Origin of the sequence: Pseudomonas sp. GL93 (assembly GCF_003408955.1) — a bacterium.
Lineage (GTDB): Bacteria > Pseudomonadota > Gammaproteobacteria > Pseudomonadales > Pseudomonadaceae > Aquipseudomonas > Aquipseudomonas paracarnis.
Genome location: NZ_NKRF01000029.1, coordinates 20,893 through 47,533 on the forward strand (window position 1 = coordinate 20,893; position 26,641 = coordinate 47,533).

General features: G+C 60.7%; 23 protein-coding genes. 7 read left to right on the forward strand and 16 right to left on the reverse strand.

The genetic code is table 11. From position 1 onward, the window contains the following. The first annotated feature begins 9 nt into the window (after positions 1–9). Both CER19_RS05620 and CER19_RS05625 read left to right on the forward strand, forming a co-directional pair. A complete protein-coding gene (locus CER19_RS05620) occupies positions 10–2,247 on the forward strand; it encodes a TonB-dependent siderophore receptor (RefSeq protein WP_116665679.1) in 2,238 nt (745 codons plus the stop codon). A 141-nt stretch (positions 2,248–2,388) separates the two neighbouring features. Continuing rightward, on the forward strand, positions 2,389–2,601 hold the full coding sequence (locus CER19_RS05625) for a hypothetical protein (RefSeq protein WP_116665680.1): 213 nt from the start codon (positions 2,389–2,391) through the stop codon (positions 2,599–2,601). A gap of 101 nt (positions 2,602–2,702) precedes the next feature. Here CER19_RS05625 and CER19_RS05630 read toward each other — a convergent pair whose 3' ends face one another. The 6 genes from CER19_RS05630 to CER19_RS05660 form a co-directional block, all read right to left on the reverse strand. After that, entirely contained in the window at positions 2,703–3,194 is a 492-nt protein-coding gene (locus CER19_RS05630) for a GNAT family N-acetyltransferase (protein ID WP_116665681.1), read from the reverse strand. A gap of 165 nt (positions 3,195–3,359) precedes the next feature. After that, positions 3,360–4,466, reverse strand: a complete 1,107-nt coding sequence (gene zapE, locus CER19_RS05635) for a cell division protein ZapE (RefSeq protein WP_116665682.1) — start codon at positions 4,464–4,466, stop codon at positions 3,360–3,362. A 516-nt stretch (positions 4,467–4,982) separates the two neighbouring features. Beyond that, positions 4,983–6,434 carry an efflux transporter outer membrane subunit gene (locus tag CER19_RS05645; RefSeq protein ID WP_116665684.1) on the reverse strand — a complete coding sequence of 484 codons (1,452 nt, stop codon included), beginning with the start codon at positions 6,432–6,434 and terminating at the stop codon, positions 4,983–4,985. Then, positions 6,431–9,607 (reverse strand): efflux RND transporter permease subunit, encoded by a 3,177-nt coding sequence (locus CER19_RS05650; RefSeq protein ID WP_116665685.1) that lies wholly within the window; start codon positions 9,605–9,607, stop codon positions 6,431–6,433. The genes CER19_RS05645 and CER19_RS05650 overlap by 4 nt, the downstream gene beginning before the upstream one ends. Then, positions 9,604–10,770, reverse strand: coding sequence for an efflux RND transporter periplasmic adaptor subunit (locus tag CER19_RS05655; RefSeq protein ID WP_116665686.1), 1,167 nt, complete (start codon positions 10,768–10,770; stop codon positions 9,604–9,606). The genes CER19_RS05650 and CER19_RS05655 overlap by 4 nt, the downstream gene beginning before the upstream one ends. A 316-nt stretch (positions 10,771–11,086) precedes the next feature. Next, complete coding sequence (locus CER19_RS05660; protein ID WP_116665687.1) at positions 11,087–11,524, reverse strand: DUF3995 domain-containing protein; 438 nt, start codon at positions 11,522–11,524, stop codon at positions 11,087–11,089. Positions 11,525–11,617: 93 nt separating this feature from the next. Here CER19_RS05660 and CER19_RS05665 point away from each other — a divergent pair, with 93 nt between their 5' ends. Next, on the forward strand, positions 11,618–12,007 hold the full coding sequence (locus CER19_RS05665; RefSeq protein ID WP_116665688.1) for a DUF2946 domain-containing protein: 390 nt from the start codon (positions 11,618–11,620) through the stop codon (positions 12,005–12,007). A gap of 91 nt (positions 12,008–12,098) precedes the next feature. Then, on the forward strand, positions 12,099–14,225 hold the full coding sequence (locus CER19_RS05670) for a TonB-dependent siderophore receptor (protein WP_116665689.1): 2,127 nt from the start codon (positions 12,099–12,101) through the stop codon (positions 14,223–14,225). Between the two features lie 140 nt (positions 14,226–14,365). On the opposite strand, the gene CER19_RS05675 is transcribed toward CER19_RS05670, so the two are convergent. Together CER19_RS05675 and CER19_RS05680 are read right to left on the reverse strand one after the other, a co-directional pair. Further along, on the reverse strand, positions 14,366–15,373 hold the full coding sequence (locus tag CER19_RS05675; RefSeq protein ID WP_116665690.1) for an ABC transporter substrate-binding protein: 1,008 nt from the start codon (positions 15,371–15,373) through the stop codon (positions 14,366–14,368). Between the two features lie 130 nt (positions 15,374–15,503). Continuing rightward, on the reverse strand, positions 15,504–15,953 hold the full coding sequence (locus CER19_RS05680; protein ID WP_178088100.1) for a hypothetical protein: 450 nt from the start codon (positions 15,951–15,953) through the stop codon (positions 15,504–15,506). A 398-nt stretch (positions 15,954–16,351) separates the two neighbouring features. Here CER19_RS05680 and CER19_RS05685 point away from each other — a divergent pair, with 398 nt between their 5' ends. From CER19_RS05685 to CER19_RS05695, 3 genes are all read left to right on the forward strand, one after another. Further along, positions 16,352–16,627 carry a hypothetical protein gene (locus CER19_RS05685; protein WP_165861602.1) on the forward strand — a complete coding sequence of 92 codons (276 nt, stop codon included), beginning with the start codon at positions 16,352–16,354 and terminating at the stop codon, positions 16,625–16,627. 110 nt (positions 16,628–16,737) lie between these two features. Next, complete coding sequence (locus CER19_RS05690; protein ID WP_116665692.1) at positions 16,738–16,968, forward strand: hypothetical protein; 231 nt, start codon at positions 16,738–16,740, stop codon at positions 16,966–16,968. 69 nt (positions 16,969–17,037) lie between these two features. Next, a complete protein-coding gene (locus CER19_RS05695) occupies positions 17,038–17,280 on the forward strand; it encodes a DUF2789 domain-containing protein (RefSeq protein ID WP_116665693.1) in 243 nt (80 codons plus the stop codon). Position 17,281: 1 nt separating this feature from the next. On the opposite strand, the gene CER19_RS05700 is transcribed toward CER19_RS05695, so the two are convergent. The 8 genes from CER19_RS05700 to iolD form a co-directional block, all read right to left on the reverse strand. Continuing rightward, the gene (locus CER19_RS05700; RefSeq protein ID WP_014718764.1) at positions 17,282–17,485 is read right to left on the reverse strand and encodes a hypothetical protein; all 204 of its coding nucleotides are present in this window, start codon (positions 17,483–17,485) and stop codon (positions 17,282–17,284) included. A gap of 158 nt (positions 17,486–17,643) precedes the next feature. Next, the gene (locus tag CER19_RS05705) at positions 17,644–18,048 is read right to left on the reverse strand and encodes a TraR/DksA C4-type zinc finger protein (RefSeq protein WP_003191666.1); all 405 of its coding nucleotides are present in this window, start codon (positions 18,046–18,048) and stop codon (positions 17,644–17,646) included. 439 nt (positions 18,049–18,487) lie between these two features. Beyond that, positions 18,488–19,510, reverse strand: a complete 1,023-nt coding sequence (locus tag CER19_RS05710; protein WP_003191668.1) for an ABC transporter permease — start codon at positions 19,508–19,510, stop codon at positions 18,488–18,490. 26 nt (positions 19,511–19,536) lie between these two features. Next, entirely contained in the window at positions 19,537–21,090 is a 1,554-nt protein-coding gene (locus CER19_RS05715) for a sugar ABC transporter ATP-binding protein (protein WP_032897009.1), read from the reverse strand. Between the two features lie 65 nt (positions 21,091–21,155). After that, positions 21,156–22,091: a sugar ABC transporter substrate-binding protein gene (locus tag CER19_RS05720; RefSeq protein ID WP_116665694.1), complete on the reverse strand. Its 936-nt coding sequence runs from the start codon at positions 22,089–22,091 to the stop codon at positions 21,156–21,158. Between the two features lie 352 nt (positions 22,092–22,443). Then, positions 22,444–23,472 carry a Gfo/Idh/MocA family oxidoreductase gene (locus CER19_RS05725; protein ID WP_116665695.1) on the reverse strand — a complete coding sequence of 343 codons (1,029 nt, stop codon included), beginning with the start codon at positions 23,470–23,472 and terminating at the stop codon, positions 22,444–22,446. Positions 23,473–23,622: 150 nt separating this feature from the next. Beyond that, positions 23,623–24,633 (reverse strand): Gfo/Idh/MocA family protein, encoded by a 1,011-nt coding sequence (locus CER19_RS05730; protein ID WP_116665696.1) that lies wholly within the window; start codon positions 24,631–24,633, stop codon positions 23,623–23,625. A gap of 19 nt (positions 24,634–24,652) precedes the next feature. Continuing rightward, positions 24,653–26,584 (reverse strand): 3D-(3,5/4)-trihydroxycyclohexane-1,2-dione acylhydrolase (decyclizing), encoded by a 1,932-nt coding sequence (gene iolD, locus CER19_RS05735; protein WP_116665697.1) that lies wholly within the window; start codon positions 26,582–26,584, stop codon positions 24,653–24,655. Positions 26,585–26,641 lie beyond the last annotated feature (57 nt).

A 26,641-nucleotide genomic window follows, 5' to 3' on the forward strand; every position in this document is an offset into this window, starting at 1 on the left:
TCTGCAGCGATGTTTGCGCCCTTCACCCGTTCCATGACCTTCACCTTCGGCCTGTTCAGCCTGGCGCTGAGCCCGGATTCGCTGGCCGACACCGCCCCCGATACACCCCCCGCCAAAGCCCTGGAACTGGGCGCGACCACCATCAGCGCCGACGGCCTGGGCGCCACCACCGAGCACACCGGCGCCTACACTACTGGTTCGATGAGCACCGCCACGCGGCTGAACCTCTCCGTCAAGGAGACCCCGCAATCGATCTCGGTGATCACACGCCAGCAGATGGACGACTTCAATCTCAATACCCTGACGGATGTGTTGCGCCAGACCACGGGCGTCAACGTTCAGCATTACGACTCCGATCGTGTCTACTACTCCGCCCGAGGCTATGGCATCAGCAACTTCCAGGTTGACGGGATGCTCAACACTTTCGGCTACATGAAGACCGACGCCGACACCATCATCTACGACCGCATCGAAGTAGTACGCGGCGCGACGGGCCTGACCACGGGCGCAGGCGACCCTTCGGCCACCGTCAACATGGTGCGCAAGCGCCCTACCGCCCAGTGGCAGGCCAAGACCGGCATCAGTGGCGCCAGTCATGACAACTACTACAGCTACGTTGACGTGGGCGGCCCGCTGGCGTTCGACGGCAAACTGCGCGGGCGTAGCGTGCTGGCTTACCGCGACAGCAAGTCGTTTCGTGACAACTATGGGCTGCAGCGGGCAGTGGGATACGGCATTCTCGAGGGCGATCTTTCCGACGATACCGTGCTGGCCGTCGGCTTCGATTACCAGGACAAGCAGGTGCAAGGCACGTCTTGGGGCACCGTGCCCTACTGGAACAGCCAGGGCGGCAAGGCAAGGCTGCCGCGTTCCACCAACATGGCGGCGCACTGGAGTTCCTGGCCGCTGACTGACAAGACCACCTTCGCCACCCTCGACCATCGGCTCGGCGGCGACTGGCACCTGAAGGCCGCCTACACCCATCGCCAGAGCGACACCGATGGCAAGGTGTATTACGGCGGCGCCGGTTTCCCCAACCCCGACCGCAGCGGCATGACGGCCTGGGCCAGCCATATGCGCGGGACCTCGCGCATGGAGGCCATCGACCTCAACCTGGCCGGCAGCTATACGCTGCTGGGCCGTGAACACGCTCTGATGATGGGCTATGGCGAAGCCGCCCAACGGGATGTCTCGCCCTTCATGCGCAGCGACCTGCCAGCCAGCTACTACCCCATTCAGGACTGGAAGCACATGGGTGGCATCGGCAAGTTCACCGACCAGGTAACCGACCTGAAGGGCGAGCACAGCAAGAAACAACAGAAAGCTGGTTACCTGGCCACGCGGCTGAGCCTCACTGACCGCTTGCACGCCGTGCTGGGCAGCCGTTACGGCAGTTGGGAACTGGAAAGCGCCACGCCCGAATACAATGCCAACGACCAACTGACTGCTTCGGGCAAAACCAGCCAGACCCACAATGATATGTGGACGCCCTACGCCGGCCTGCTCTACGACATCACGCCGCAGTACACCGTCTACGCCAGCTATACCGACATCTTCAAACCCCAGGACTACCGTGATGCCAACAAGAAGTACCTGGAGCCCGTGGTCGGCAGTAACTACGAAGTGGGCCTCAAGGGCAGCGTGCTGAACGAGCGCTTGAACCTGGCCGCCGCGTACTTTTGGAGTACCCAGGACAACGTCGCCGAGCGGGATGACTCAGTCCCGCCCAACCCGGTCACGGGCGAGGAGTACTACAGATCCGGCGGCAAAGGTAATAAGGTCAACGGCTTCGAGCTGGAAGCCGCCGGTGAAATCACGCCGGACTGGAACCTGACCGCCGGCTATACCTACACCCATTCGGTCAATGGCTCGGACAAACGCAATAACACCAGCCAACCGTTGAACCTGGTGAAGATCTCCAGCGCCTATCGCCTGCCGGGCGCCTGGCGCAACCTGACCGTCGGCGGCGCCGTGAACTGGCAGAGCGAAACCTACGACTTCAGCAACCGCCCGACCGGGCAGCGCAACAGCGAAGGCCGGCCAATAACCACCCGAGCGAAAATCACGCAACAGGGCTACACCGTGGTCAACCTGATGTCACGCTACCAGTTCGACGAACAGGTTTCGGCGTCGGTCAACGTGAATAATCTCTTTGATAAGAAATATTACGAGCGCGTTGGTTTTTATAACGGCGTGTATTGGGGCGAGCCGCGTTCCGTCACGCTGGCATTGGATTGGAAGTTATAGCCTCGCACGTTGAAGTTAACAAAACCGTTAACTTCAACGGCGCTTTCAGTTAATTCCCACTTAATAAGATAACGCCATAGTCGCTCCATGATCTGATCACGGAGCGACCGGACACCTATCACTTTTAATGGGGATACCACTATGAAACTCTCGACCTTGATGCTTGCCAGCCTGATGACCCTGACCTCTGCCGCCGCCTTTGCAGAGGGCGGCGCAGAGCGCTCCAAGGAGTTCTACAACAACTTCAGCTTCATTCAGGAAAAAACCCACGGCAAGGCTGAGCAGCAAGTTGCTAGCGCCGATGGCAAGTCGGTCAAGGCCGACACGGTTGATCAGGCGCAACCGAACAGCTGAGTTAATGCTTACTTAATCCGTAGTACCCTGCGCCATTCTGCTCCGTTGGCAAAGGTTTATTGGGCGCCCTTTAATGGCGCCCTTTTTTTGCCGGTTAATTATTACAACGGTTTACTCCAGAACAGCATCCGCCCATGGGCGGGATCAAACACGGAGTCGTCAAACCCGAACTTGCGATAGGCCGATTGCGCCAGTGCATTGCCTTCCAGCACTTCGAGGGTGATTTTGCAGCAACCGCGCTGCCGGGCGATTTCCTCGACCTTTTGCAGCATCTTCTGACTCAACCCCAACCCCCGAAACTGCTCTTTCACCACCACATCATGGACATTGACCAAGGGCCGGCAGGCGAAGGTCGAAAAACCTTCGAAACAATTGACCAACCCTGCTGGCTCCCCCCCGACAAACGCCAGCACACTGAACGCGTGTGGGCGCTTGGCCAGTTCGCCTGGCAGTTGCTGCAAGAGATCGGCTGGCAGGCTGTGGCCGCCACCCATCGGATCTTCAGCGTAATGGTTGAGCAGCAGGCCAATGGCGTCGGCGTGCACGGCGTTGGTATAGCTGGCTTGCAGCACCAGGATGTCTGGGGTGTCCATTTCCTTCCTCGATAGCGACAACCAGGGAATCGTTTCCCTTTGAGAGCTGCGATTGTAAGCGTGGAGTCGGCAGTAGATGAAGGAGATAAGCGACAAATAGCTGACAGAAAGTGCGAAGGTTGCGCGCATCAAAGTGTGCAATGAGCTTTGGAGCGGCGATTTTTCCTAGGCGGCGAAGCGTTGCAGCTGCATCTCTTGCAGACGGCTCAGGGTGCGGCGGAAAGGAAACTCCAGGTAGCCTTCGGTGTACAGGCTGTGCAACGGCACCGCGGCGTCGATAAAGAGTGGCACTTTGCGGTCGTAGCATTCGTCCACTAACGCGATAAAACGTCGCACGCTGTCATCGTGCACCGACAGCTGCGGCAACTCTCGATCCCCGGCCACCACGCGCTCGGCGCCGTCTTCGGTGCCACGGGCAATCCGGCCCGGGCGTTTCTGTGCACTGAGGTTGGGGACGTCTCCCAGCAGGATGGCGTGAAAGCGATCACACAACAGCATGAAATCCATAGCGGCCAGGGGTTGCCCACACAGGTCGGCATAGCGACACCAAAGCACGGTGTCACTGGCCTGCACCGTCATGATGGTGCGGTGCCCTACGCTTACCGCCCCGCTGGTCACGGTTTGGCCTTGGCTCAATTGTCGGAACACCGCCGCCAGTGCCTCGGGTTGATTCACCCAATAGCGCTGCATGCCCACACCGGGATGCAAGCGATGATCCTCGCCACCGTCTACGGCCACCACCTGCATATGCTGCTTGAGCGCATCGATACCCGGCAGGAAACGCTCACGGTTGAAGCCATCGGCATACAGCTGGTCGGGCGGCTGGTTGGATGTGCACACCATCACCACGCCCTCCTCGAACATCACATGAAACAGGCGACCGAGAATGATCGCGTCCCCGATATCATTCACAAACAGCTCATCGAAGCACAGCACACGCACCGCCCGGCTCAACTCCCGGGCCAACGCCTGCAAGGGGTCCTGGGTGCCCGTGAGCTGGAATAAGCGCTGGTGTACCCAGGCCATGAAATGATGAAAATGCTGACGCCGCGCAGGCACGCGCAGGCTTTGGTAGAACTGGTCCATCAACCAGGTCTTGCCACGCCCCACCGGCCCCCACAGGTAAACGCCAGCAATCGACGAACGCCCTTGATGCAAGGCCTCGTGACAGGCTTGCAAGGCTTGTACCGCCCGGCGCTGGGCGTCGTCGGCGACGAAACCTGGCTGGGCGATGGCATGTTGGTAAGCGGCGAGAGGCGAGTCGAAAGTCATAGCTGCCAGTATGACGGACGTAGAGCTGTCGAGGCGCGAAATCTTGCTGCCGACGGTAACCACGATGCGAAGCGAGCCGCTCTTGATCTGCTTTTGATCTTAGGCGCCCCGTTAAACCACGCTGGCCGGAATTCGACAGGGATTTTGGGGGGGTAAACCGGCAGGGATGCCGGTTTAGCCGCCCCGCGCCATGGATGGCGCGTGGCGGCGCCCCCCCAAATCACTGGCGGATTACGGGCACACCGAGCCTGAGCCAGGTGCCGAGTGGTGGGGCAAGAGCATTTTGCTTACTTTGGCCTGGGCCGGCATCCCGGCTTTTGCAAAGTGAGCCGCCGTTGGGCGGAACCCTAAGTGGCCGTTACCGCAGGAATGGATATGTACACGGTCCAACTGTGTTGACTGTCAGGCCGTCTTCGCAGGCAAGCCAGCTCCCACATTTAGATCGCGGGGTGTCAGGTAGATAGGCGTCGGCTGTCGGGCCGCCATCGCTGGCAAGCCAGCTCCCACAGGTCCGCGTTAGCGCAACACCGTGGCCCCCTTGCACGCCTGCCCCGCCCGCTCACAGACCTCCCACCCACCACCCAGCGCCTTATAGATCCCCACCACCGCCAAGCGCTGTTCCGTGCGCGCCGCCGTCAACGCCCGGCGGCTGGTGAAGTCCGCGCGTTCGGCCTCAAGCACATCCAGGTACACACCCTCACCTTGCGCAAACCGCTCGCGCGCAAAGCTGGCTGCCTCACGATTAGCCGCCGCTTCCAGCAGCCGCAAGCCCAAGGCATTACCGGCCGTACGGTTGGCCTGGAACGCATCATCGGTTTCCTGCAGGGCGCGCAATACGGTCTGGTCATAGGCGATCAAGGCAGCTTGGGTGCGCGCTTCGCTGGCGGCAATCCGCGCACGTACGCGCCCGGTGTCCAGCAGTGACCAGCGAATCACCGGGGCGATAAAGTTCGACTGCATGCCCGCATCGCCCAAAGCGCTGAGACTTCCGGCCAGTAAGCCGATGGAACCCTGCACCTGAATGTCCGGATACAAGCCAGCGGTTTCCACGCCGATCTGCGCAGTCGCGGCCGCCAGCGTGCGTTCGGCCGCGGCAATATCGGCGCGGCGCGCCAGCAAGCCGGCCGGGTCTCCCACCTGCAGCGTGCGCAGGTTCAAGGTTTCACGCCCAGGCCGGGCCTGGGGTACCTTGAACCCTTGAGGCGCTTGACCCAACAGCACCGCCAACGCGTTGGTTGACTTGGCGCGACGTCGCTCCAGGTCAGGCGCTACCGCCTCGACATTGCGCAACAAGGCCTCGGCACGCAACCGGTCGAATTCGGTGGCGGCGCCGACGCTGACCATCTGCCCCACCAGGTCCAGGCTGTCGCGCTGGCTCTGGCTGATATCGGCGACCACCGCCTGTTCGGCTTCGATGCCTTGCAGGTCAAACCAGGTGGCAGCGACCGTCGCCGCGACGCTCGCTTGCACGCTGCGCAGCAATGCCTGACGCGACCCCGCCTGGGCCTGGGCCGCCTCCACCGAGCGACGCACGCGGCCAAACAAGTCGATTTCCCAGGCCGCATCCACCGCCGCGCGGGTGGTTTCAATGGAGCGCTGCTCGCCGAACGGAGTCTCGACCTCGCTGCGCTGGCGGTGCTCGTAGCCCAGGGCAGCGCCGCCACTGGGCAGGAAGCCTTGGCGGCTTTCGCGCAGCAGCGCCTTGGCTTCGTCCAGGCGTGCGGCGGCGATGCCGATGTCATGGTTGGCCGCCAGTGCCTGCTGAATCAACTGGCTCAGTGCCGGCTCGTCGAACACCTGCCACCACTGCACCTCTACCTCGCCCGTACCGAGCCCGGCGATGGGCGCACCGAAGCTCGCAGGCCGCTGTGCGGCGGGCAGCACCGGTGCGGAGTAATCAGGCCCCACCGAACCGCAACCGGCCAGCAGGGTCAACGACAACAGAAAAACTGGATACGCCTGTTTCATGATGCGCTCTCCTTTAGCTGCACCTTCGGACTCGCCCCCCGGCGCTCCACGCGCAGCGCCAGGCTGCGCATCACCACATAGAACACGGGCGTCAGGAACAGGCCGAACAGCGTCACGCCCAACATCCCGGCAAACACCGCAACCCCCATGGCATGGCGCATCTCGGCGCCGGCGCCACTGGCAAATACCAGCGGGACTACGCCGGCGATAAACGCCAGGGACGTCATCAGGATCGGGCGCAGGCGCAATTGACAGGCGTGGATCACCGCTTCCAATGGGCTGGCGCCTTCGGCTTCGAGGCTGCGGGCAAACTCGACGATCAGGATGGCGTTCTTCGCCGCCAAGCCCACCAGCACCACCAACCCGATCTGCACGAACACGTTGTTGTCGCCCTCCACCAGCCACACGCCGAGGATTGCGCTGAGCAGGCACATGGGCACGATCAGCAACACCGCCAACGGCAGCAGCCAGCTGTTGTACTGCGCGGCGAGGATCAGATACGCCAGCAACACACACAGCGGAAAAATAAACAGGGCCGATGACCCGGCGAGCTTTTGCTGGTAGGTCAGGTCCGTCCATTCATAGGTCACGCCCTCGGGCAGTACCTCTTGGGCCAGGCGCTCCATGAGGGCGACCGCCTGCCCCGAGCTCACGCCTGGCATCGCGCCGCCAGAGATATCCGCCGAGGGATAGCCGTTGTAGTGAATCACCCGGTCAGGCCCGGAACTCGGCGTGACCGTGACAAACGCCGACAACGGCAGCATGTCCCCGGCGGCGTTGCGCACCTGCAGACGGCCGATGGCTTCGGCCTGCATGCGGTGGTCCGCATCGGCCTGGGCCGTGACTTTGTAGGTGCGGCCAAACCGGTTGAAGTCGTTGACATACAGCGAGCCCAGGTAGACCTGCAGCGACTCGAACACATCCGCCAGGCGTACGCCCTGGCTCTTGACCTGGGTGCGGTCGATGTCGACATTCAGTTGCGGCGCGTTGACGTCCAGACTGGTCATCAGCCCGGCCACCTGGCCTGACTCAGTGGCTTTGGTCATCAGTATCTGGGTCTGCTGCACCAGCGCCTCAAGCCCGACGCCGCCACGGTCCTCGACCTGCAGCTTGAAGCCCCCGGTTACCCCGAGCCCCGGTACCGGCGGCGGTGGGAACACCCCGAGGAAGCCGTCGGGGATGCTCGCAAACTTGGCTTGCAGGCGCCCGGCGATGGCGACCGCTGTCATATCCGGCGAGGTGCGTTCTTTGAACGGATCAAGCATCACGAACATCACCGCCGCATTCGGGACGTTGACGAAGCCGTTGACCGACAGCCCCGGGAACGCCACGACACTCTCGACCCCCGGCTCATCCAGGGCGATTTTCGACATTTGCCGCACCACCGCATCGGTACGCTCCAATGAGGCCGCGTTCGGCAGTTGGGCGATACCGACCAGGTAGTACTTGTCTTGCATCGGCACGAAGCCGGCCGGTACCGCGTTGAAGCCGAACCAGGTCAACGCGAGCAAACCGCCGTAGGCCAACAGCGCCACGCCGCGACGGCCGACGACCTTGCGCACGGTGTTGCCATAGGCTTGCGGCGCACGCTGGAACGGCCGGCCCAGCACCTCAAGCAGCCGCGTGGCGCGACCCCGCAGGCTGCGCGGGTCATGCGCCACGGCGGCATGCCGTGGCCGCAGCAACAGGCCGGCCAGCGCCGGGCTGAGGGTCAACGAGTTGACCGCCGAGAGGATCGTGGAAATCGCGATGGTCAGCGCAAACTGCCGATAGAACTCGCCTTGCAGGCCACTGAGAAACGCGGTGGGAATGAACACGGCCGCCAGCACCGAGGTGATCGCAATGATAGGGCCGGTGACCTCGCCCATCGCCCGTCGCGCAGCCTGCATCGGCTCCTCGCCGTTCTCGATATGCCGCTCGACGTTCTCCACCACCACGATTGCATCGTCGACCACGATGCCAATCGACAGCACCAGGCCGAACAGCGACAAGGTATTGAGGGAGAAGCCCATCAGGTGCATGACCGCAAAGGTGCCAATGATCGACACCGGCACGGCCATCAAAGGAATCAGCGACGCACGCCAGTTGCGCAGGAACACTACCACCACGATCACCACCAGCAGGATCGCTTCCATCAGCGTGATGGCCACCGACTCCAGCGAAGCGCGCACAAACACGGTGGGGTCATAGGCAATCCGCGACACCAACCCCTCGGGGAAGTTGGTTTGCAGTCGCTGCATGGTGTCGCGCACCGACTGCGCCACATCCAGCGCGTTCGCCCCTGGGCTCTGGATAATTTGCAAGGCCACCGCAGGCTCACCGTCCAACAGGCTGCGCAGCGCGTAGGCATCGGCGCCCATCTCGATACGGGCCACATCACGCAGGCGCGTGACCTGGCCGTTATCGCCGGTGCGGATGATGATGTCGCCAAACTGCTCTTCATCCGTCAGGCGCCCCAGGGTATTGACCGTGACTTGGAAGGCGGCAGTGGAATCCGGCGCCTGGCCGACCGAGCCGGCCGCCACTTGTACGTTCTGCTCGCGCACGGCGGTGATGACATCACCGGCGGTCAAGCCACGGGCGGCGATCAGGTCCGGGTCGAGCCACAGGCGCATGCTGTATTCACCCGCGCCCCACACCAGCACATCGTTGATCCCCGGTAGGCGCGACAACTCATCGCGCACCTGCAGGTAGGCATAGTTGGAGATGTAGAGCGGGTCATAACGTTGGTCGGGGGACAGCAGGTGGACCACCATGAGGATGTCCGGCGAGGTCTTCTGCGTGACCACGCCCAGGCGCTGCACCTCTTCGGGCAAGCGCGGCAAAGCCCGCGAGACACGGTTCTGCACCTGGATCTGCGCCATGTCCGCGTTGGTGCCCTGGGCGAAGGTCGCAGTCAGGATCATGCGGCCATCGGTGGCCGACTGCGAGGTCATGTAAAGCATGCCTTCGACCCCGGTGATCACCTGTTCCAGCGGCGCCGCCACCGTCTCGGCAATCACCTGCGGGTTGGCCCCTGGGTAAGACGCGGTCACTTGCACGGTGGGCGGCGTGACGGCAGGGTATTCGCTCAACGGCAGGTGAAAGAAAGCCACGATGCCGCCAATCATCATCAATACCGACAGGACGATGGCGAAGATCGGTCGGTCAATGAAAAAGCGTGGGAAGCTCATTGCACGCCCCCCACCGCCAGCGGAGCTTCAAGCGGCTTGCCCTCAATACTGGCAGCCAGCGGCGTCACCTGCATGCCGGGGCGCACCAGCCCTTTGACGACAATGCGCTCGCCCGGTTGCAGGCCCTGTTCGATGACCCGCAGGCCGTCGACCACAGGGCCCAGTTCGACCGGGCGGTATTCGGTCTTGTCGCCTTCACCGACTACCAGCACATAGCGGCGGCCCTGGTCGGTACCGATGGAATGGTCAGCAATCAACACCCGTGATTGCGCCGCGCCGGTGTCCAGCTTGACCTTGGCGAACAGCCCCGGCGTCAAGCGCCCATCCGGATTTTCGACCACCGCACGCACGCGCACCGTGCCGGTCTTGCGGTCGGCCGAGTTGGCCAGAAAGTCCACGCGACCCGCCCGCGCATAGGTCGTATCGTTGAGCATCGCCACCATGACCTTGGCGGCTTGTTCGCCCTTGGACCCGGCGTGCTGCCGCGTCGCTGCCAACGAATGCAGGTAAGTGCGTTCATCCACATCGAAGTACACATGCAAGGGGTCGATGGAGACAATCGTGGTCAGCGCTGTTTCCCCACGGGTCACATAGTTGCCTTCAGTCACCAGGGCACGATCGATACGCCCGCTGATAGGTGCGGTGACGCGGGTGTAACTCAGGTCCAGTTGGGCTGTATCCAACGCAGCCTTGGCGGCCTCCACCTGCGCTCTGCCGGCGTTCAACGAAGCAACGGCGGTGTCGAGACGATCACGCGCCACCACCTTCTTGGCAAACAACTGCTCGGCGCGGCCATGCTCGGCCTGGGCCAGTAATGCATTGGCCTGCGCCTCGCGCAAACGCGCCTTGGCTGCGTTCACTGCCGCCTGGAACATGCGCGGATCAATCACAAACAACGGGCTGCCCTTAGCCACGAACTGACCTTCGGGCACGCTGACACTTTGCAGATAACCACTGACTCGCGGGCGCAATTGAACCTGGTCGATGGCGGTCAACGAACCGGTGTACTCCACAAATGGCGTCACCGCCCGCGCCACCACCTGGGCCACTGGCACGCCAGGGGGCTTGGCGGCTGCGGCTGGCGGTGAATTGTCTGAGCATCCACCCAGCGTCAACGCTACGGCCAACACCCCGGTGATCAGGCTGACTGGTTTGGTGTACATCGTTCACCCTCCTTGGAATTTTCAAGACAAACCGACACTTGGGGTTTTTATCCGGCTTGCCATACTGGGAAGGTCAAGCGCTATAAAACCGGGGGGTGTGTTTTTGTCTGGGAAATACTTGGAGGGGAATCAAATGGCGGCCAGAGGGGCCTGGTGGCGCTCGGGGTTACCTGTCGAGCGTGGTTGAAGGTGGGAGCTGGCTTGCCTGCGAAGGGATCAACCCGGTTTGGCTGATAGACCGAGGTGTCTGCATCGCAGGCAAGCCAGCTCCCACATTTGGATGCGCAGTGTCAGCCAGGTATCTGTGGGCTCAGGCTCAGCTCCACGCCACCACCAGCAAGCCGGCGCCCAACACCAGGCACAACGGCGAATAGAAATAGGTGTCCAGGCGAGCAAACCTCGAGCCACCGACCTTCTTGAAAAACCCCACCAGCTCCGAATCCCCTATCGCTCGGGCAAACATCAGCACGGCAATCGCACTGATGCCCCACTGCAACGCCCCGTGGGACACCGGCGAGAAATACAGCCCGGCGCGCAGGCACACAAGCAAGGCAATCGCCACCAGCCCCATCGCCACCAGAAAAGTGCCCAGCGCCGACGGTTTGAACGCCGGTCGCGGCCCGCTGGCAAACTCTCCGGGCAGTTGCGGCATAGCGGCCAGGCTGCCGAGCTTGCCACCCGCAGCCCAATACAGATGCACCATGCTGATGAAGGTAAATACCCCGACGATCCATCGCGCAATGACAAAGCTCATGGTCGGCGCTCCACAAAAATGTGCGAATGAGGATAGTCGCCCTGAGATTTTTTGCAGGCATTTCGTCGGTCGCTGATGATAAAGTGCCGCCCCATGAAACTCGCCCGTGCCGACCGCTCACTCATTGCCTGGATGCTCTATTGCTGCGTCCTGTTCAATGTGTTCGCCTGCAGCATTGGTCATGGGCAAATGGTGGGGATGCAGCTCAACGGCATCAGCGGCCAGTTCTGTACGGTCGACCCACGTACCCAGGCCCCGCTGCCCAGCAACTCGACGGACGAGAACCTGCCAACGCTGTCGAAGGCGTTTGGTTGCCCGCTGTGCTCTACCGGCGGCATGGGCCCGGCGCTCAACTCCCACCTGAATGTGGCAGTCCTGCCGCAGCCCCATGCGCCGCCCGCAGCGGTGGTGCTTGCCGCCGACATTCCCGCCCGTTTCACCTGGCCTGCGGCTAATCCGCGCGCGCCACCTGCCCTTGCCTGATCCCTGCGCTTACTGATCTGCATCGCCTCGTTTCCGTCAGGAGTACGGGTAGCTGTGCGTTGTTTTCGAGCCAAGTTTTCAGGATTCAACCATGAAACATTTACCCCTGCTGGCGGGCCTGTTCGGCTGCCTGCCTGTTTGCACCTCAGCCCTTGAATTGGCGCCGACCACCATTGACGGCGAGCAAAGTGCCGAGCCAGGCCTGGCCCTGGACCAATCCAGCGGCATGGCCTCGCGTCTGGGCCTGAGCGTGCGGGAAACCCCGGCGTCGGTGGCCATCGCCAGCCGCAACGATATCGAGCGCCACGGCGCCAAGACCTTTCGCGATGCGGCCAATACCCTGCCCGGCGTCAACGCCAGCGCACCACCTGGGTTTGGTGGTTTTGTCTCGTATCGAGGGTTTACCAGCAGCCAGATTACCCAGATGTTCAACGGCATCAATGTCGCCACGGGCCTGGCACGGCCGGTGGATGCATGGATCTACGACCGCGTCGAACTGGTGGGCGGCCCCTCCTCCTTGATCAACGGCGCAGGCTCAGTGGGTGGCTCGCTGAACTACGTGACCAAGCTGGCAAACCGCGAGGAACAGGCCATCGAAGGCCAACTGAGCTATGGCAGCTACGACACCGCCGGTATGGCGTTCGGCCTCAACCATGCGCTGACCGAACCCGGTGCCGAAGTGCAGCATTACGCCCGCCTGGATGTGAGCCGCAACACCAACCACAGCTACATCGACCGCGACCAGCGCGATGCCTGGAGCGTGGCGTTTTCCCTGCTCAGCGACCTCAGCCCGAATCTGTCCCACACCCTGGCCCTGGAATATCAGGACGAACATGAAGACAGCCCGTATTGGGGCACGCCGGTGCTCAACCCCAAGGCCGGTGAACTGAAGATCGACAAGCACAACCGCTTCAATAACTACAACGTTGCCGACGGCCGTTATGAGCAACGAACAATCTGGGCACGTTCGATCATCGACTACCGAATCAACGACAGCACCACGCTGAAAAACACCCTCTACCACCTCGACAGCCAGCGCGATTACCGCAACCTGGAGACTTACCAGTACAACGCCGACAACAGCGCGGTGAACCGCTCAACGGCCTATCAGGTGCGGCATCAGGGCGAGCAGAACGGCAACCAGTTCGAACTGCGCCATGACACGAGCATGTTCGGCCTTGCCACCACCTGGTCGGGTGGTTTTGAGTACAAGGTCAATAGCACCACGAGCCACCCGCTTAAAGCTTCGGGTAACAGTACAGTTGACCCGAACGACTACGGTCCAGGGCATTTCTATGACATCCCAGGTATGAAACCGGGGTTTGAAAAGGGCACGACCAACCAAGTAACCACCAAGGCACTGTTCGTGGAAAACCGTCTGGGACTGACGGATAAGCTCTCGCTGCTGACCGGCCTGCGCTATGACGCCATCGACCTGGACGTGACCAACCACCGCACCATCACCGCCACCAACCCGCGGCACTTCAAGCGCAGTTGGGAACCGGTAACGGGCCGGGTGGGCTTGACCTATCAGTTCATCCCGTCCGCCAACGTCTATGTGCAATACAGCACCGCCGTCGAACAGCCCAATACCACCACCCAAGTGTTCGACGTGTCCACGGGCAAGCAATGGGAAATCGGCAGCAAGTTCGATTACCTGGAAGGTCGGGGCTCGGCCACGGTCGCCGCCTACAAGATCGAACGCAAGGACTTTGCCGTCACCGACCCGCTGGACCCGACCAGCAGCATCCCGGTGGGCGCGCAGTCGTCCAAGGGCATTGAACTGGCCAGCTCGCTGCGCATCACGCCGAGGCTATTGGCCGAAGGCAACTTCGCCTGGGTAGACGCGCAGTACGATGAGTTCAACGAGAAAATCGCCAGCGGCGCCGTGGTGTCGCGCAAGGGCAATACGCCAACCAACGTGCCCAAGCGCGTGGGCAACCTGTGGCTGACCTACGATTTTGCCGAGGACTGGCAAGGTGGGGTGGAAGCGCGCTATGTCGCCCAGGTGTATGCAGACAATGCCAACACCCAGACCGTACCGGCCTATACGCTGTTCGGCACCTTCCTGCGTTATAAGCTGGATGCGCATACCACGGTAACCGGGCGCGTGCGTAACCTGACTAACGAGGTGTACGCGGAGTTTGCCCATGTGTCGCCGGCGTATTATCTGGGGTCACCGAGGACCTTTGAGCTGGCCGTACAGACCAAATTCTAAAGCTTGAATACAATCAAATGTGGGAGCTGGCCTGCCCGCGATAGCGGTGGGTCAGCATCAGAAAGTGTTGTCTGACACTCAGTCATCGCAGGCAAGCCAGCTCCCACATTTTGATCTTCACTCGATACAACGACTGGCGGTTACTTGAGGCTCGCCTCGACCTTCTGCGCCACATCGTCCGTCAACCAGGCCTTCCACACTTGCGGATGTTCCTTAAGAAACGCCTGGGCGACCTCCCGAGGCGGCGTGTGGTGTTCGCTCATCGTTGCCAGGGCTTTGTTAAGCGGTTCGATGGGGAACTCGACCTTCTCGAAGAACTGGGCAATCTGTGGATGTGCCTGCTGGAACGGCGTCGATACACCAATGCTCAACTTGGAAGCCAACGAGCGTGTCGGCTTCGGGTTCGGGTTGTCGGCGTCGGTCAGGGTCTTCCACGCGTCTGCATCAAACGGCGGTTCTTCCAGCTGGATCAATTTGTAGCGCCCCATCAACGGGGTCGGCGACCAGTAATAGAACAGCACGGGCTTGCCCCGGCGAATCGACGAAGCAATCTCCGCATCCAGCGCCGCGCCCGAACCGCTGCGGAAGTTCACGTAGCTGTCATCCAGGCCATAAGCCTTGAGCTTCTGTTTGTTGACCACTTCGGAGGTCCAGCCAATGGGGCTGTTGAGAAAGCGCCCCTTGCCTGGAGATTCAGGGTCTTTGAATACGTCCTTGTAACGCGCCAGGTCCTGCACGCTTTTGAGGTCCGCAGCCAAGGGCTTGAGCCCTTTTGAGGAGTCACCCTTGACCACGTACTCCGGCACCCACCAGCCTTCGGTAGCGCCTTTGACGATATCGCCAAGGCCCGCCACCTTGCCTTCGGCTTCAGCCTTGACCCACACCGGGCTGCGGCCAGCCCATTCCTCGCCGATCACCTGGATGTCGTTCTTGGCCAGGGCGGTTTCCAGGGTAATGGTGGTGCCAGGCAACGTGTCGGTGGGCAAGTCATAGCCCTTCTCGACGATAAAGCGCAGAACTTCAGTGATCAGGCTGCCGCTTTCCCAGTTCAGATCGGCAAAATGCACCGGCGCCTGGGCTGCCGATACCGGCAGTGACAGACTCAGAGTCGTCAGGCCCGCCGCCAGCAGTGACTTCAATCCTTTCATGCCTTTGCACCTCGCTTTTCGCAGTCATGGCGAACGGCTTTGCTGCGAATGCGCGAAGCCTCTGAATAGTTAAGTCAACTCAACTGTAGTAGAGGTTCCAAAAGCCAAAAATACACAGCGTGTTTATCGCCTACTCGCTGGCCTTGAAGGTCACCAGCTCACCCTTGCGCCATTTGGCGGCTTTGCCCGTCACGGCCTTCAGGGTCTTGGTCAACCCTTCCTGCAATTGCTCATGGGCGGCGAATACCAGCATCACGCTGTGGCCTTCCTTGAACACAATACCCTGGCCTTCATTCGACGACACAAAGGCATAGTCGCCGATGCCGTACACGGTTAACTTGATATCGCGAAACCTCAATTCGAACTTGCCACCTTCACGGCTGGGCAACACCGACGCGCGAAAATGGTCACCCACTTTGAGTTCCAGACGTGGCTTGTCATCCACGACCATCGCCGCTTCGGTATCGATCTCGGCGATATAAATGCCTTCCGGCGTCTGCTCAGTGACGTAGACAAACCGGGATTGAAACTGCTTGACCAACTTAGCGCGCAAATCACCCAGCACGAATAACGCGTGCATATCCAGATTACTGACTGCCAAGGAAACGCCCCCACATCAAAAAAAGCACTGGTCGCCAAAGCGAGCAGCACAAAAAAATGGCCGTTACGACACGATCACAGCGTCATTAAAAAACTGAAGAGAACTCGTAAGGCTAGTACAGACATCTGCCGATGACCTCATAAAAGGTCATCCGGTGGTACAGCAAATCACAGGTTCAACGACCCGAGAATACGGGTCGACCAACTTCAGAGAATAACCCGATTAAAAATGCAGTTTTCCGACACCTAACACAAAAAAACACTCAAGGCATGGAACCAGTCGCGAACTGCCGACGACAATACTAAAACAGCAACCGGGGTCAAAACCACCGGTAACGCTAACCACAGGCTAACAAGATCGATCGACAGGAGCTGAGCATGCAACGACGTCAACACGACGCTACGTCTTTCCACACTCGTTCATCATGTCCAGACGAACGCCAATACTACTGCTTGCTTAACCTTAATGGGTACTTGAATTCAGTTCTGTATCAAGTTGTACCGGCAGGAAAGAACTTTTTTCATATTCTTGAAGTGCCCAGTGGCAGGATCAAGGGTTTTCGCAGCGATCACAACAAGGCCTGCGAACTGGCCAAGGTCCTGGAAGCCAAGCTGCACGCTCGTTGCGGTGGCGTCGTTTCGTCACCTGGCTGACTTTACTGCGCCACCTTCCTTCAACAACTGCCATACTCGCCCGTCCATTGAAGTTTGCCCCCTGCGGGTCAGGTTTCATCAGCGCAGTTACCTTGAAGGGAAGGCTATACGTGACGGAATTTGATATTGGCGAATTTATTATCCACGGCGATGCGAGGGAAGTAGAGGGTGAGTTTCAAGCAGTCATCATCATGCGAGCCAAACCGCCGCTGAACAAGGTCCCCGCGCACCAGGTGGAAAAAGACCGCTGGTTCAAAACCGCCGACGCAGCAGCCGTCGCTGGCAAAGAGGCGGCCAAGGCACTGAAAGCCGCCGTGGATTGCGGCGCGCTCAATTCCTGACAATCCGATAGAACTCTGGCGTCCCCCTACCCCTCACATGCATGACGATAAGCCCGCATGGAGAACGTTATGGACACCACCACCCCAACCCTTGAAACCCTGTTCGACCAACTGGGCCTGGATTCCAGCCAGGAAGCCATCGAACGCTTCACCGCCGAACATCGCCTGCCCGATGAGGTAAAACTCATCGACGCGCCATTCTGGAGCGAACAGCAGGCGAACTTCCTCAGGGAACAATTGCACGTCGACGCAGAGTGGGCACCCGCAGTGGATGACCTCAATGCGCTGCTGCATGAACGTCCCCACGTTTGATTCAATGCAGGCTGTCTGACTCTTCACTGCGCAACAGCGCTTGCCAGGCAGCCTGGCATTCCTGCGCCTCGTCCCGGCTGGCGAACGCGGTGCCGCGCTGCTCACCGTTGAGCAACACCACCCAGCAGGCGCGCTGGCCCAGGGCACGCAGGGTTTCAGGCACGCCACTGCCGATCATCACGGCCACATCGACTTTGTTTTGCATGGAGCTTCTCCGCAGCATTAGTTAGCTGGCTAACAATGTTGGCCATGCTACGGTTTTATTCCAGTTGGAAAAAGCTATCTACGGAATAGCTTCATTGCATAAACAGCAACAATGTAGAGACGGGGGCGGCCAGCTCGAGAGCCGCCCCATTCAGCGCATCAGGCTTGACGCTGGTGCTTGTCGATTTGTTCGTGGCGCTCTTGCGCTTCGATGCAGTACTTGGTGGTGGGGCTGATCAGCAGGCGCTTGAGGCCGATAGGCTCGCCGCTGTCGTCACACCAGCCAAAGGAATCTTCCTTGATGCGTTCCAGGGCACGCTCAAGTTGCGGCAGCATGCGCTGGTCGCGGTCAATGGCGTTCACCAGCCAGGTGCGCTCTTCTTCGACAGAAGCCGCGTCAGCCGGGTCGGCCGGGGTATCCAGGCTTTCAATGGCGATACGGTTCTGCTCAATGCGCTCGTGGTGTTCCACTTTCATGTCTTGCAGCAACTTCTCGAAAAAAGCGTGCTGTTCGGCATTCATGTAGTCATCCGCCGGCATGGCCAGCAACTTTTCCTTTGTCATTGATTTCTCTATAAAAAATACGTGCATTAAGGCGAATAAGGGAGCGTTCCGCAAGGCCTGTGCAGGTCTCGGAAGGGCGCCGTCCATTTCAAGCGCCACCCGGCACTCAATTTACGAGGGGCGGCAGTCTAAGGCCGACTTGAGGGCGCAGCAACTGAAAAGACAGGCATTTTTTCCCGATTAACCCCCAAAGGCACCAGGACGGGCTTGGCGAATGGTCATCGGAGTGCGTTTATAGCAAGAAATTCAGTGTTGTGGAGCTATATAGAAGACAAACGGTTGAAAGTGCCTCATCCCCTGTAGGAGCGAGCTTGCTGTGGCGAGCAAGCTTGCTTGCGCTGGGGGGCGAAGCACCCCCAATAAAAGCCGGAGACTGCTGCGCAGTCGGCGGGAGCAAGCTCCCTCGCCACAGCAAGCTCGCTCCTACAGGGGCAGGAACTCAGCGCTTGAGCTTGCGCTTGTTGCGGTATTGGTCGATCACCACCGCCACCACAATGATCAGACCCTTGATGATGTCCTGGATATACGCATCCACCCCGACAAAGGTAAACCCGCTGGCCATTACCCCGAGGATCAACGCGCCGATCACCGTGCCGGTGATGCGCCCTACTCCACCGGCCAGGCTGGTACCGCCGATCACCGCCGCGGCAATCGCGTCCAGCTCATAGGACATGCCCATCCCGGCCTGGCCGGTCGCGGCGCGGGCCGAAGCCACCACGCCAGCCAGCCCTGCGAGCAGCCCGGCAATGCTGTAGACGATGATCAAGTGACGCTTGACGTTGATCCCCGAAGTGCGCGCCGCTTGCATGTTGCCGCCGATGGCATAGGTGTACTTGCCATACTTGGTGTAACGCAGGGCGATGTGGAAGATCACCGCCACCACCAGGAAGATAATCACCGGCATCGCGCCATGGCCGATCGCCGTGTAGGAGTCCGAGAGCATGCTCACCGGCTGACCTTCGGTGTAATAGCGCGCCAGGCCACGGGCCGAGACCATCATGCCCAGGGTTGCGATAAACGGCGGAATGCCGGTGACCGCAATAATGCTACCGTTGATCGCGCCCGCTAAAAGCCCCACGCCCAAGCCCATCGCCACCGGGATCCACACCGGCAAATCGGTGAGGGACGGAAACACCGCCCGGGAAAAGTCGGAGGTCTGCGCCAGGCTGGCGGCGATCATCGCTGACAAGGCCAGCACCGAGCCGGACGACAAGTCGATGCCCGTGGTGATAATCACCTGAGTCACACCGATGGCCAAAAGGCCAATGATCGACACCTGCAGGATCATCAGCACCAAACGCTGGGAGTTCATCAGAAAGCTCTGGTCGCGCACGATCCAGCCAAACAGTTCAAACACCAGGCCGATACCGATCAGCACCAGGAAGATACTCAGCTCGGTGGGCATGCGTCGACGGTTCTTGACCGGTGCGGTTGCCGGCTTGTTGTCTGTTATTGCGTTCATAACCCATCACCTTCTTATTCTGTAGATCAGTGGACTGCGGTCATCCCGGAAGCCAACTGCATGACTTTTTCCTGGGTCGCCTCGGCGCGATCCAGGGTGCCCATCAGTTCACCTTCGTGCATCACCATCACCCGGTCGCTCATACCGAGCACTTCGGGCAGTTCGGAAGAAATCATGATCACCGCCATACCTTCACTGGCGAGAAAAGCGATCAAGCGATAGATCTCGGCCTTGGCGCCCACATCGATACCACGCGTCGGTTCATCCAGGATCAGCAGGCGTGGGTTGGTCATCAACCAGCGCGCCAGTAAGGCCTTTTGCTGGTTGCCACCGGACAAGGTGTCGATGCATTGCTCCAGAGACGGGGTTTTCACCCGCAGTTTCTTGCACATGTCTTCACACAGGGCACGCAAGGCCTTCTGCTGGATAAAACCGTTGCCCGAATAGTGCGGCAACACCGCCATCTCCATGTTCTCCAGCACCGACAGGCACGGGAACAGGCCGCTGAGCTTGCGGTCCTCGGTCAACAGCGCAAAGCCTTTCTCGATGGCCATATGCGGGTCGGTAATGCGCACCGCCTTGCCGTCCAGGGTGATTTGCCCGCTGGAGCTTGGGGTGATGCCAAAAATAGTTTCCGCCACGTTGGTGCGCCCGGAGCCCATCAGCCCGGCGATCCCGAGGATCTCCCCGGCGTGCAGGTCGAACGATACGTCCTTGAATACGCCGTCCAGGCTCAGGTCGCGCACCGACAGCAGCAGGTCACCAATCGGCGTTTCGCGCACCGGGAACAGCTGGCTCAGTTCACGCCCGACCATCATCGAGATGAGGCTGTCGCTGTTCATGCTGTCAGCACGTTGCAAGCCGATGTATTGGCCGTCGCGGAACACCGCCACTTCATCGGCGATGGCGAACACTTCGTTCATTTTGTGGGTGATATAGACGATGCCTTTGCCCTGGGACTTGAGGTCGGCAATGATCGAAAACAGGTGGGCCACTTCCTTGTCGGTAATGGCCGAGGTGGGTTCATCCATAATCAGGATGTCGGAGTCATAGGACACCGCCTTGGCAATCTCGACCATCTGCCGTTCGGCAATGCTCAGGTTGCCGACCTGTTCTTCCGGGTCGAGGTTGATGCGCAGGCGCGCCAGCAACTCGGCAGTGCAGCGGTGCATTTCGCGGTGGTTGACCATGTGCAGGCTGTTGAGCTGCTCGCGGCCGATCCAGATGTTCTCGGCGATGCTCATATGGGGCATCAGGTTGAGTTCCTGGTGGATCATCGCGATCCCGGCCTTTTGCGCGGCCAGCGGCGTCTCAAAGGTGATCGGCTTGCCACGCAGGCGAATCTCGCCGGCGTCGGGCTGGTAGATGCCGGCGATGATTTTCATCAGCGTCGACTTGCCCGCACCGTTCTCGCCCATCAACGCCAGCACCGTGCCGGGGCGCACCCGCAGTTGCACATCGTCCAGGGCCACGACACCGGGAAAGCCTTTGCTGATGTTGAGGATTTCCAGCAGGTAGGGTTCGTCCAGCGCCAGCGCCGGGTGGGCGGCGGGCTGCGACGTGGCGGCTTGAGCAAGCATAGGGAGGTACTCCATCTGCAGGGCGGCCGTGACCGCCCTGCCGGCTTATTGTTGTGGTGTCAGGGCTACTTGAAGTCTTTGACGTTGTCCGGGGTGATCAACTGGAACGGGATCACCACGTTCTGCTCGACCGGCTCCTTCTTGGCCATCTTGCGCGCTGCCTCCACCGAACCTACCGCCTGGCCCTTGGCGTCCTGGAAGGCCGACACGGTCATGTCGCCCTTGGTGATCGCGTTCAAGCCATCGGGCGTGCCGTCGACACCGGCAATCAACACGCTGCCTTTTTCCTTGCCGGCCGATCTCAGGGCCATGGACGCACCGATCGCCATCTCATCGTTGTTGGCCAGCACCGCATTGAACTCCCGGCCTTGGGTCAGCCAGTCGTTGACCAGCGTCATGCCCCTGTCACGCAACCAAATGCCGGTTTGTTCCTGCTCGATCTTGATGTCCGGGTACTTGGCCAGCACTTCCTTCACGCCCTTGGTGCGGTTGGTGGTGGAGTTGTTCGCCAGGTCGCCCAAAAGAATCACGATCTTGCCCTTGCCGCCGAGCTTTTCGGCGATGTACTGCATTTGCAGGCGACCGGCCTCGACGTCATCGGAGGTCACGGCCACCACGTCCTTGGGCAAGTCCTTCTGGTCGGGGCGGCGGTTGACGAACACCAGCGGGATACCCGCCTTGGTGGCGGCACTGATGATGTTCTTGGTCGACGCGGTATCGACGGGGTTGACGATAATCGCGTCGACCTTCTGGCTGATGAAGTTCTCGACCTGGCTCAACTGCTTGACCACATCGGCGCGGGCATCTTCGAACTGCAGTTGCACGCCATCGCCTTTTGGATAGGACTTGGCTTGTTTGTCCATGTCCTCGCGCAGGTAGGTGAGGAAGGTGTCATCGAATGCGGACATCGTCACGCCCACCTTCAGATCGGCGGCGACGGCAACGCCACTGGCCAGCAGCATGGACAAGGCCAGGGCGGTAAAACGGATCGGGGTCTTCATGAACGGTCTGTCTCCACTTTCTTGTTGGTTTTTTTCGACGTTGCGTTGATCAGGACTCGGCTGTCAGTCGCACCACCGGCGCGCCTGGAATGCAGCACACCAGTGCGCCCTGGTTTTCGACGCACAGCACATTCAGAAAGGAGAAGTAGAACGGCCGGCCGCGGGGCAGTCCGCGTGGCGCTTGGAGGGGGCGTAAAACTCGCAGTACAGCGTTGAAGATTTTCATCTGACGGTACCTGGTTGTTTTTGATCTTGTTTTTGTTGAGTCGCCCGTAGCTTCCGGGACGTACTTTATGCAACCTGGAAAAGACTGTATTAGAAAATAATTTCCATATCAACCTGTTTTAGAATTTTATTCTATTTTTGTCGAAACCACCTGCTGACGCTCAGCGCTCAGGCGTGCGGCGTCCAATATACGGGTGGTTTCCAGGGCGTCATAGGCACTGACCGGCAACGGCCCCTGCCCCACCACGGCAGCTTGCAACTGCCGATAGAATTGGGGCCAGCAGCCCTTCTCCGACGGCACCCGCTCACGCTCCGGCCCTTGTTCAAACCAGCCCCAGCGTCGGTGCTCCTCAGCGCCCCAGTGTTCACCCTCGATTTTCGGCGACTTGCCGGCCAGCAGCGCTTCTTCCTGGCCATCCAGGCCTTCGACGGTGTAGCAACCCAGGCTGCCACTGACGCGAAATCGCGGCGCCTGGCTGTTCTGCAACGCGTTGCCCCACAGGTGCGAGATCACGCCGTTGGCATGGGTGAGGGAGACAAAGAAGCCGTGGTCCACGGTGGGATGTTCAGGGGTGTAGTGCAATTGAGCAAACACCCGATCCACCGGGCCGAACAGTTGCAGCGCCTGGTCCACCAAATGGCTGCCCAGGTCGCGCAGCCATCCGCCACCGCTGGCATTGCCCACAGCCTGCGGGCTGTAGCGCTCCACGCGGGATTCAAAGCGGGTGATGGTGCCCAGCGCGCCGGCGTCGATCAGTTTGCGCAGGGTCAGGTAATCCGAATCCCAGCGCCGATTCTGATAAACACTGAGCAGCGAGCCCTGGCGCTCGGCCGCGGTAATCAGGGCCTGGGCTTGTTCGGCGTTGGCGGCAAAGGGTTTATCGCTGACCACCGCCACCCCGTGCTCGATGGCTTCCAGCACCAGGGCCGGGCGACCTTTGAGCGTGGTGGAAATCACCAGGGCATCGACGCCGGCTTCGACGATCTGGCCGATGGAGTCGAAGGCTTTGACACCTGGAAGATCAGTACTCAATTGCTGGCGACGTTCGGGTGAACGCGTCACCACGCCGACAAAGGTGGCCCCAGGCAGGGTGGCGATCAACGGCGCATGAAAAAAGCGCCCGCCGTGGCCGTAGCCCACTAGTCCGATTCGCATGCTCAACTCCAGAATTGGTTTGGGAACCCAAGCAACTGTGGGAGCTGGCTTGCCTGCGATAGCAGTGTGTCAGGCACTGAATCTGCCACTGATAGACCGCTATCGCAGGCAAGCCAGCTCCCACAGTGTCAACCACATTTCTTCAGTGAGTTAGCCGTAGAAGTGTGGGCGATCCGGCAGACTGACTTTCACAATCTGCCCACTGCCCTGGGCTTCAATGCACGCATCGGCCGCCACCGCCGCCGCAAACCCATCCCACGCCGACGGCCCGCCGACCTGCCCGGCCAGCACGCTGTCGATAAACGCCTGCAACTCCACGTCATAGGCACCGATAAACCTATCCTTCCAATCCATCAGGATCGCGTTGGACAGCTTCGCGTCGCTGCGCAGTTGCACCTGAGATGGCTCCGGCAACCTGGCGATACCGCTCTCCCCCACCACTTCACACTGGATGTCGTAGCCGTATTGGCAGTTCACAAACACTTCCACGTCAATACGCGTGCCTTTGGCAGTTTCCAGCAGCACGATCTGCGGGTCGCGCAGGTGCGCCAGCGCCTTGCTGGTCTTGCGCGGGAACACCACCTGCACGGACACGTAGTCGTCGTTGAGCAGCCAACGCAGCACGTCCAGCTCATGGATGAGGGTGTCGGTGATCGCCATGCCGGTGTTGTAGTTTTCGCCCACCGTGGGGTTACGGTGCGCGCAGTGCAGCATTAACGGCTCGCCAATCTGGCCGCTGTCGATCACCGCCTTGAGGGCGCGGTAACCTTGATCATAAGGGCGCATGAAGCCCACCTGGACCAGGCGCTTACCGTGGGCTACCTCGGCCTCGACAATGTTGCGGCAGCCCTCGGCCGTCACCGCCAGGGGTTTCTCACAGAACACCGGTTTGCCGGCGGCAATCGCGGCCAGCACAAATTCTTCGTGGCTCGGCCCCCAGGACGTCACCAGTACCGCTTCGACCTCTGGCGCGTTGATCAACGCATGGCCGTCCGGGTACACCTCGGCGTCCAGCTTCAAATCCGCCACCACCTGGGCCGCCTGCTCAAGGTTGATGTCGGTGACGGCCACCACCTGGCTGTTAAGCAAGGCCTGGCTGCAACGACGAATATGGTCCCGGCCAATGGCGCCCGTACCAATCACTCCAAGCTTCAAAGACATGCAAACACTCCTCTTGTTGTTAGTACTGCCGGGCCTTGGCCAGGTGTTCATTGAGTTTTTTTGCCGCTGCATTCGTGCGTTCACTGGTGGACACTTGCGCCACCCCCACCCGCCACCACGACAGGTAGCCGTGGATCATGGTCTTGGGCAGCACCTTGATATCGATCAGCGTGGAGACGGTTTGCGTGCGCGCATCGGCCAACGCCGCTTCCAGCTGTTCCAGCGTGCTGACCTTGTAGGTCTTGCAACCATAGGCCGCCGCACTCATGGCGAAGTCCACCGGCACCAGGCCCCCGTCGAGCTTGCCGCTCTCGGGGTTGCGGTAGCGGAACTCGGTGCCGAAGCTGTCCATGCCATTGCCGATTTGCAGGTTGTTGATGCAACCGAACGCCATGTTGTCCAACAGCACCACATTGATCTTGCGGCGCTCCTGGATCGAGGTGGCCAGCTCCGAGTGCAGCATCATGTAGGAGCCATCGCCGACCAGGGCGTACACCTCCTTGCTCGGCTCGGCCAGCTTCACGCCCAGGGCGGCGTTGATCTCGTAGCCCATGCATGAATAGCCATACTCGACGTGGTAGGTGTTGACGCCCTTGCTGCGCCAGGCACGCTGCAAATCGCCGGGCAGGCTGCCGGCGGCGGCCACGATGATTGCGTCATCGGCCAGGCGTGCATTGAGCACGCCAAGCACAGCGCTTTGGGTCAGACACGAACCGGTCAGCTCGATGAATTCCCGCAGCACGGCACGGTCCTGGTGGTCGTCGACTTCGGGGACAAACTCATCGCCCTGGTAGTGCACCTGATGCACGCGGTCGACTTCGGCGTCGAGTTGCGCCTTGGCGTCGGCGATCTGCTCGCCCCAGCCCGAACGGTAATCGCCCAGGGCATTGGCCAGTGCTTCAAGGGCGACTTTTGCATCGGCCAGCACCTGCACGCCGTCCAGCTTCAACGCATCGCAGGGGCTGATATTGAGGTTGAGAAACCTTACCTCGGGGTGCTTGAACAGCGATTTTGACGAAGTGGTGAAGTCGGTATAACGGGTGCCGATACCGATGATCAAGTCCGCCTCGGGCGCCAGCAGGTTGGCCGCCAGGCAGCCGGTCTCGCCGATGCCGCCGACGTTAAGCGGATGGCTGGAAACCACGGCGCTCTTGCCCGCCTGGGTTTCCGCGAAAGGAATATCGAAACGCTCGGCAAAGGCTTGCAGTGCTTGGTTGGCGCCGGAGTATTTGACCCCGCCACCGCAAATGATCAGCGGCTTGCGCTTGCCGCGAAACGCCGCCAGCGCGTCGCCGATCATGGCGCTGGTGGCCGGGCGTCGGTCGATGCGGTGCACGCGTTTTTGCAGGAAATAGTCGGGGTAGTCCCAGGCTTCGGCTTGTACATCCTGGGGCAAGGCCAGGGTCACCGCGCCGGTTTCGGCCGGGTCGGTCAGCACGCGCATGGCATGGATCGCCGCGGTCATCAGTTGCTCGGGGCGGTTGATGCGGTCCCAGTACTTGCTCACGGAGCGGAAGGCGTCGTTGGTGCTGATGCTCAGGTCGTGGAATTGCTCGATCTGCTGCAGCACCGGGTCGGGCTGGCGGCTGGCATAGACATCGCCCGGCAGCAACAGCAACGGGATGCGGTTGGCGGTGGCGGTGGCTGCGGCGGTGAGCATATTCGCCGCGCCCGGCCCGACCGAGGCCGTGCACGCATAGATCTTGCGGCGCAGGTGCTGCTTGGCGAACCCAATGGCAGCGTGGGCCATGCCTTGCTCATTGCGGCCCTGATGCACCACCAGGTCGCCGCTGTCCTGCTCCAGGGCCTGGCCGAGGCCCAACACATTGCCATGCCCGAAAATAGTGAACACCCCGGCGACAAACTTGCTCTGTACGCCGTCGACTTCGATGTATTGGTTATCCAGGAACTTCACCAGGGCCTGGGCCATGGTCAATCGTGTTGTGGTCATTACTTGCACCTTGTGTGACTGCAATTGAAGTGTTCAACACCGATCCAGTGTGGGAGC

Bases quoted from the DNA above. Each gene is read 5' to 3' on its own strand.
- CER19_RS05620 (WP_116665679.1), top strand. From the start codon at position 10: ATGTTTGCGCCCTTCACCCGTTCCATGACCTTCACCTTCGGCCTGTTC.
- zapE (WP_116665682.1), bottom strand. From the start codon at position 4,466: ATGACTTTCGACTCGCCTCTCGCCGCTTACCAACATGCCATCGCCCAG.
- CER19_RS05680 (WP_178088100.1), bottom strand. From the start codon at position 15,953: ATGCACGCGTTATTCGTGCTGGGTGATTTGCGCGCTAAGTTGGTCAAG.
- CER19_RS05675 (WP_116665690.1), bottom strand. From the start codon at position 15,373: ATGAAAGGATTGAAGTCACTGCTGGCGGCGGGCCTGACGACTCTGAGT.
- CER19_RS05670 (WP_116665689.1), top strand. From the start codon at position 12,099: ATGAAACATTTACCCCTGCTGGCGGGCCTGTTCGGCTGCCTGCCTGTT.
- CER19_RS05655 (WP_116665686.1), bottom strand. From the start codon at position 10,770: ATGTACACCAAACCAGTCAGCCTGATCACCGGGGTGTTGGCCGTAGCG.
- CER19_RS05650 (WP_116665685.1), bottom strand. From the start codon at position 9,607: ATGAGCTTCCCACGCTTTTTCATTGACCGACCGATCTTCGCCATCGTC.
- iolD (WP_116665697.1), bottom strand. From the start codon at position 26,584: ATGACCACAACACGATTGACCATGGCCCAGGCCCTGGTGAAGTTCCTG.
- CER19_RS05710 (WP_003191668.1), bottom strand. From the start codon at position 19,510: ATGAACGCAATAACAGACAACAAGCCGGCAACCGCACCGGTCAAGAAC.
- CER19_RS05725 (WP_116665695.1), bottom strand. From the start codon at position 23,472: ATGCGAATCGGACTAGTGGGCTACGGCCACGGCGGGCGCTTTTTTCAT.
- CER19_RS05645 (WP_116665684.1), bottom strand. From the start codon at position 6,434: ATGAAACAGGCGTATCCAGTTTTTCTGTTGTCGTTGACCCTGCTGGCC.
- CER19_RS05685 (WP_165861602.1), top strand. From the start codon at position 16,352: ATGCAACGACGTCAACACGACGCTACGTCTTTCCACACTCGTTCATCA.
- CER19_RS05695 (WP_116665693.1), top strand. From the start codon at position 17,038: ATGGACACCACCACCCCAACCCTTGAAACCCTGTTCGACCAACTGGGC.
- CER19_RS05715 (WP_032897009.1), bottom strand. From the start codon at position 21,090: ATGCTTGCTCAAGCCGCCACGTCGCAGCCCGCCGCCCACCCGGCGCTG.
- CER19_RS05665 (WP_116665688.1), top strand. From the start codon at position 11,618: ATGAAACTCGCCCGTGCCGACCGCTCACTCATTGCCTGGATGCTCTAT.
- CER19_RS05660 (WP_116665687.1), bottom strand. From the start codon at position 11,524: ATGAGCTTTGTCATTGCGCGATGGATCGTCGGGGTATTTACCTTCATC.
- CER19_RS05720 (WP_116665694.1), bottom strand. From the start codon at position 22,091: ATGAAGACCCCGATCCGTTTTACCGCCCTGGCCTTGTCCATGCTGCTG.
- CER19_RS05730 (WP_116665696.1), bottom strand. From the start codon at position 24,633: ATGTCTTTGAAGCTTGGAGTGATTGGTACGGGCGCCATTGGCCGGGAC.
- CER19_RS05625 (WP_116665680.1), top strand. From the start codon at position 2,389: ATGAAACTCTCGACCTTGATGCTTGCCAGCCTGATGACCCTGACCTCT.
- CER19_RS05700 (WP_014718764.1), bottom strand. From the start codon at position 17,485: ATGCAAAACAAAGTCGATGTGGCCGTGATGATCGGCAGTGGCGTGCCT.
- CER19_RS05705 (WP_003191666.1), bottom strand. From the start codon at position 18,048: ATGACAAAGGAAAAGTTGCTGGCCATGCCGGCGGATGACTACATGAAT.
- CER19_RS05630 (WP_116665681.1), bottom strand. From the start codon at position 3,194: ATGGACACCCCAGACATCCTGGTGCTGCAAGCCAGCTATACCAACGCC.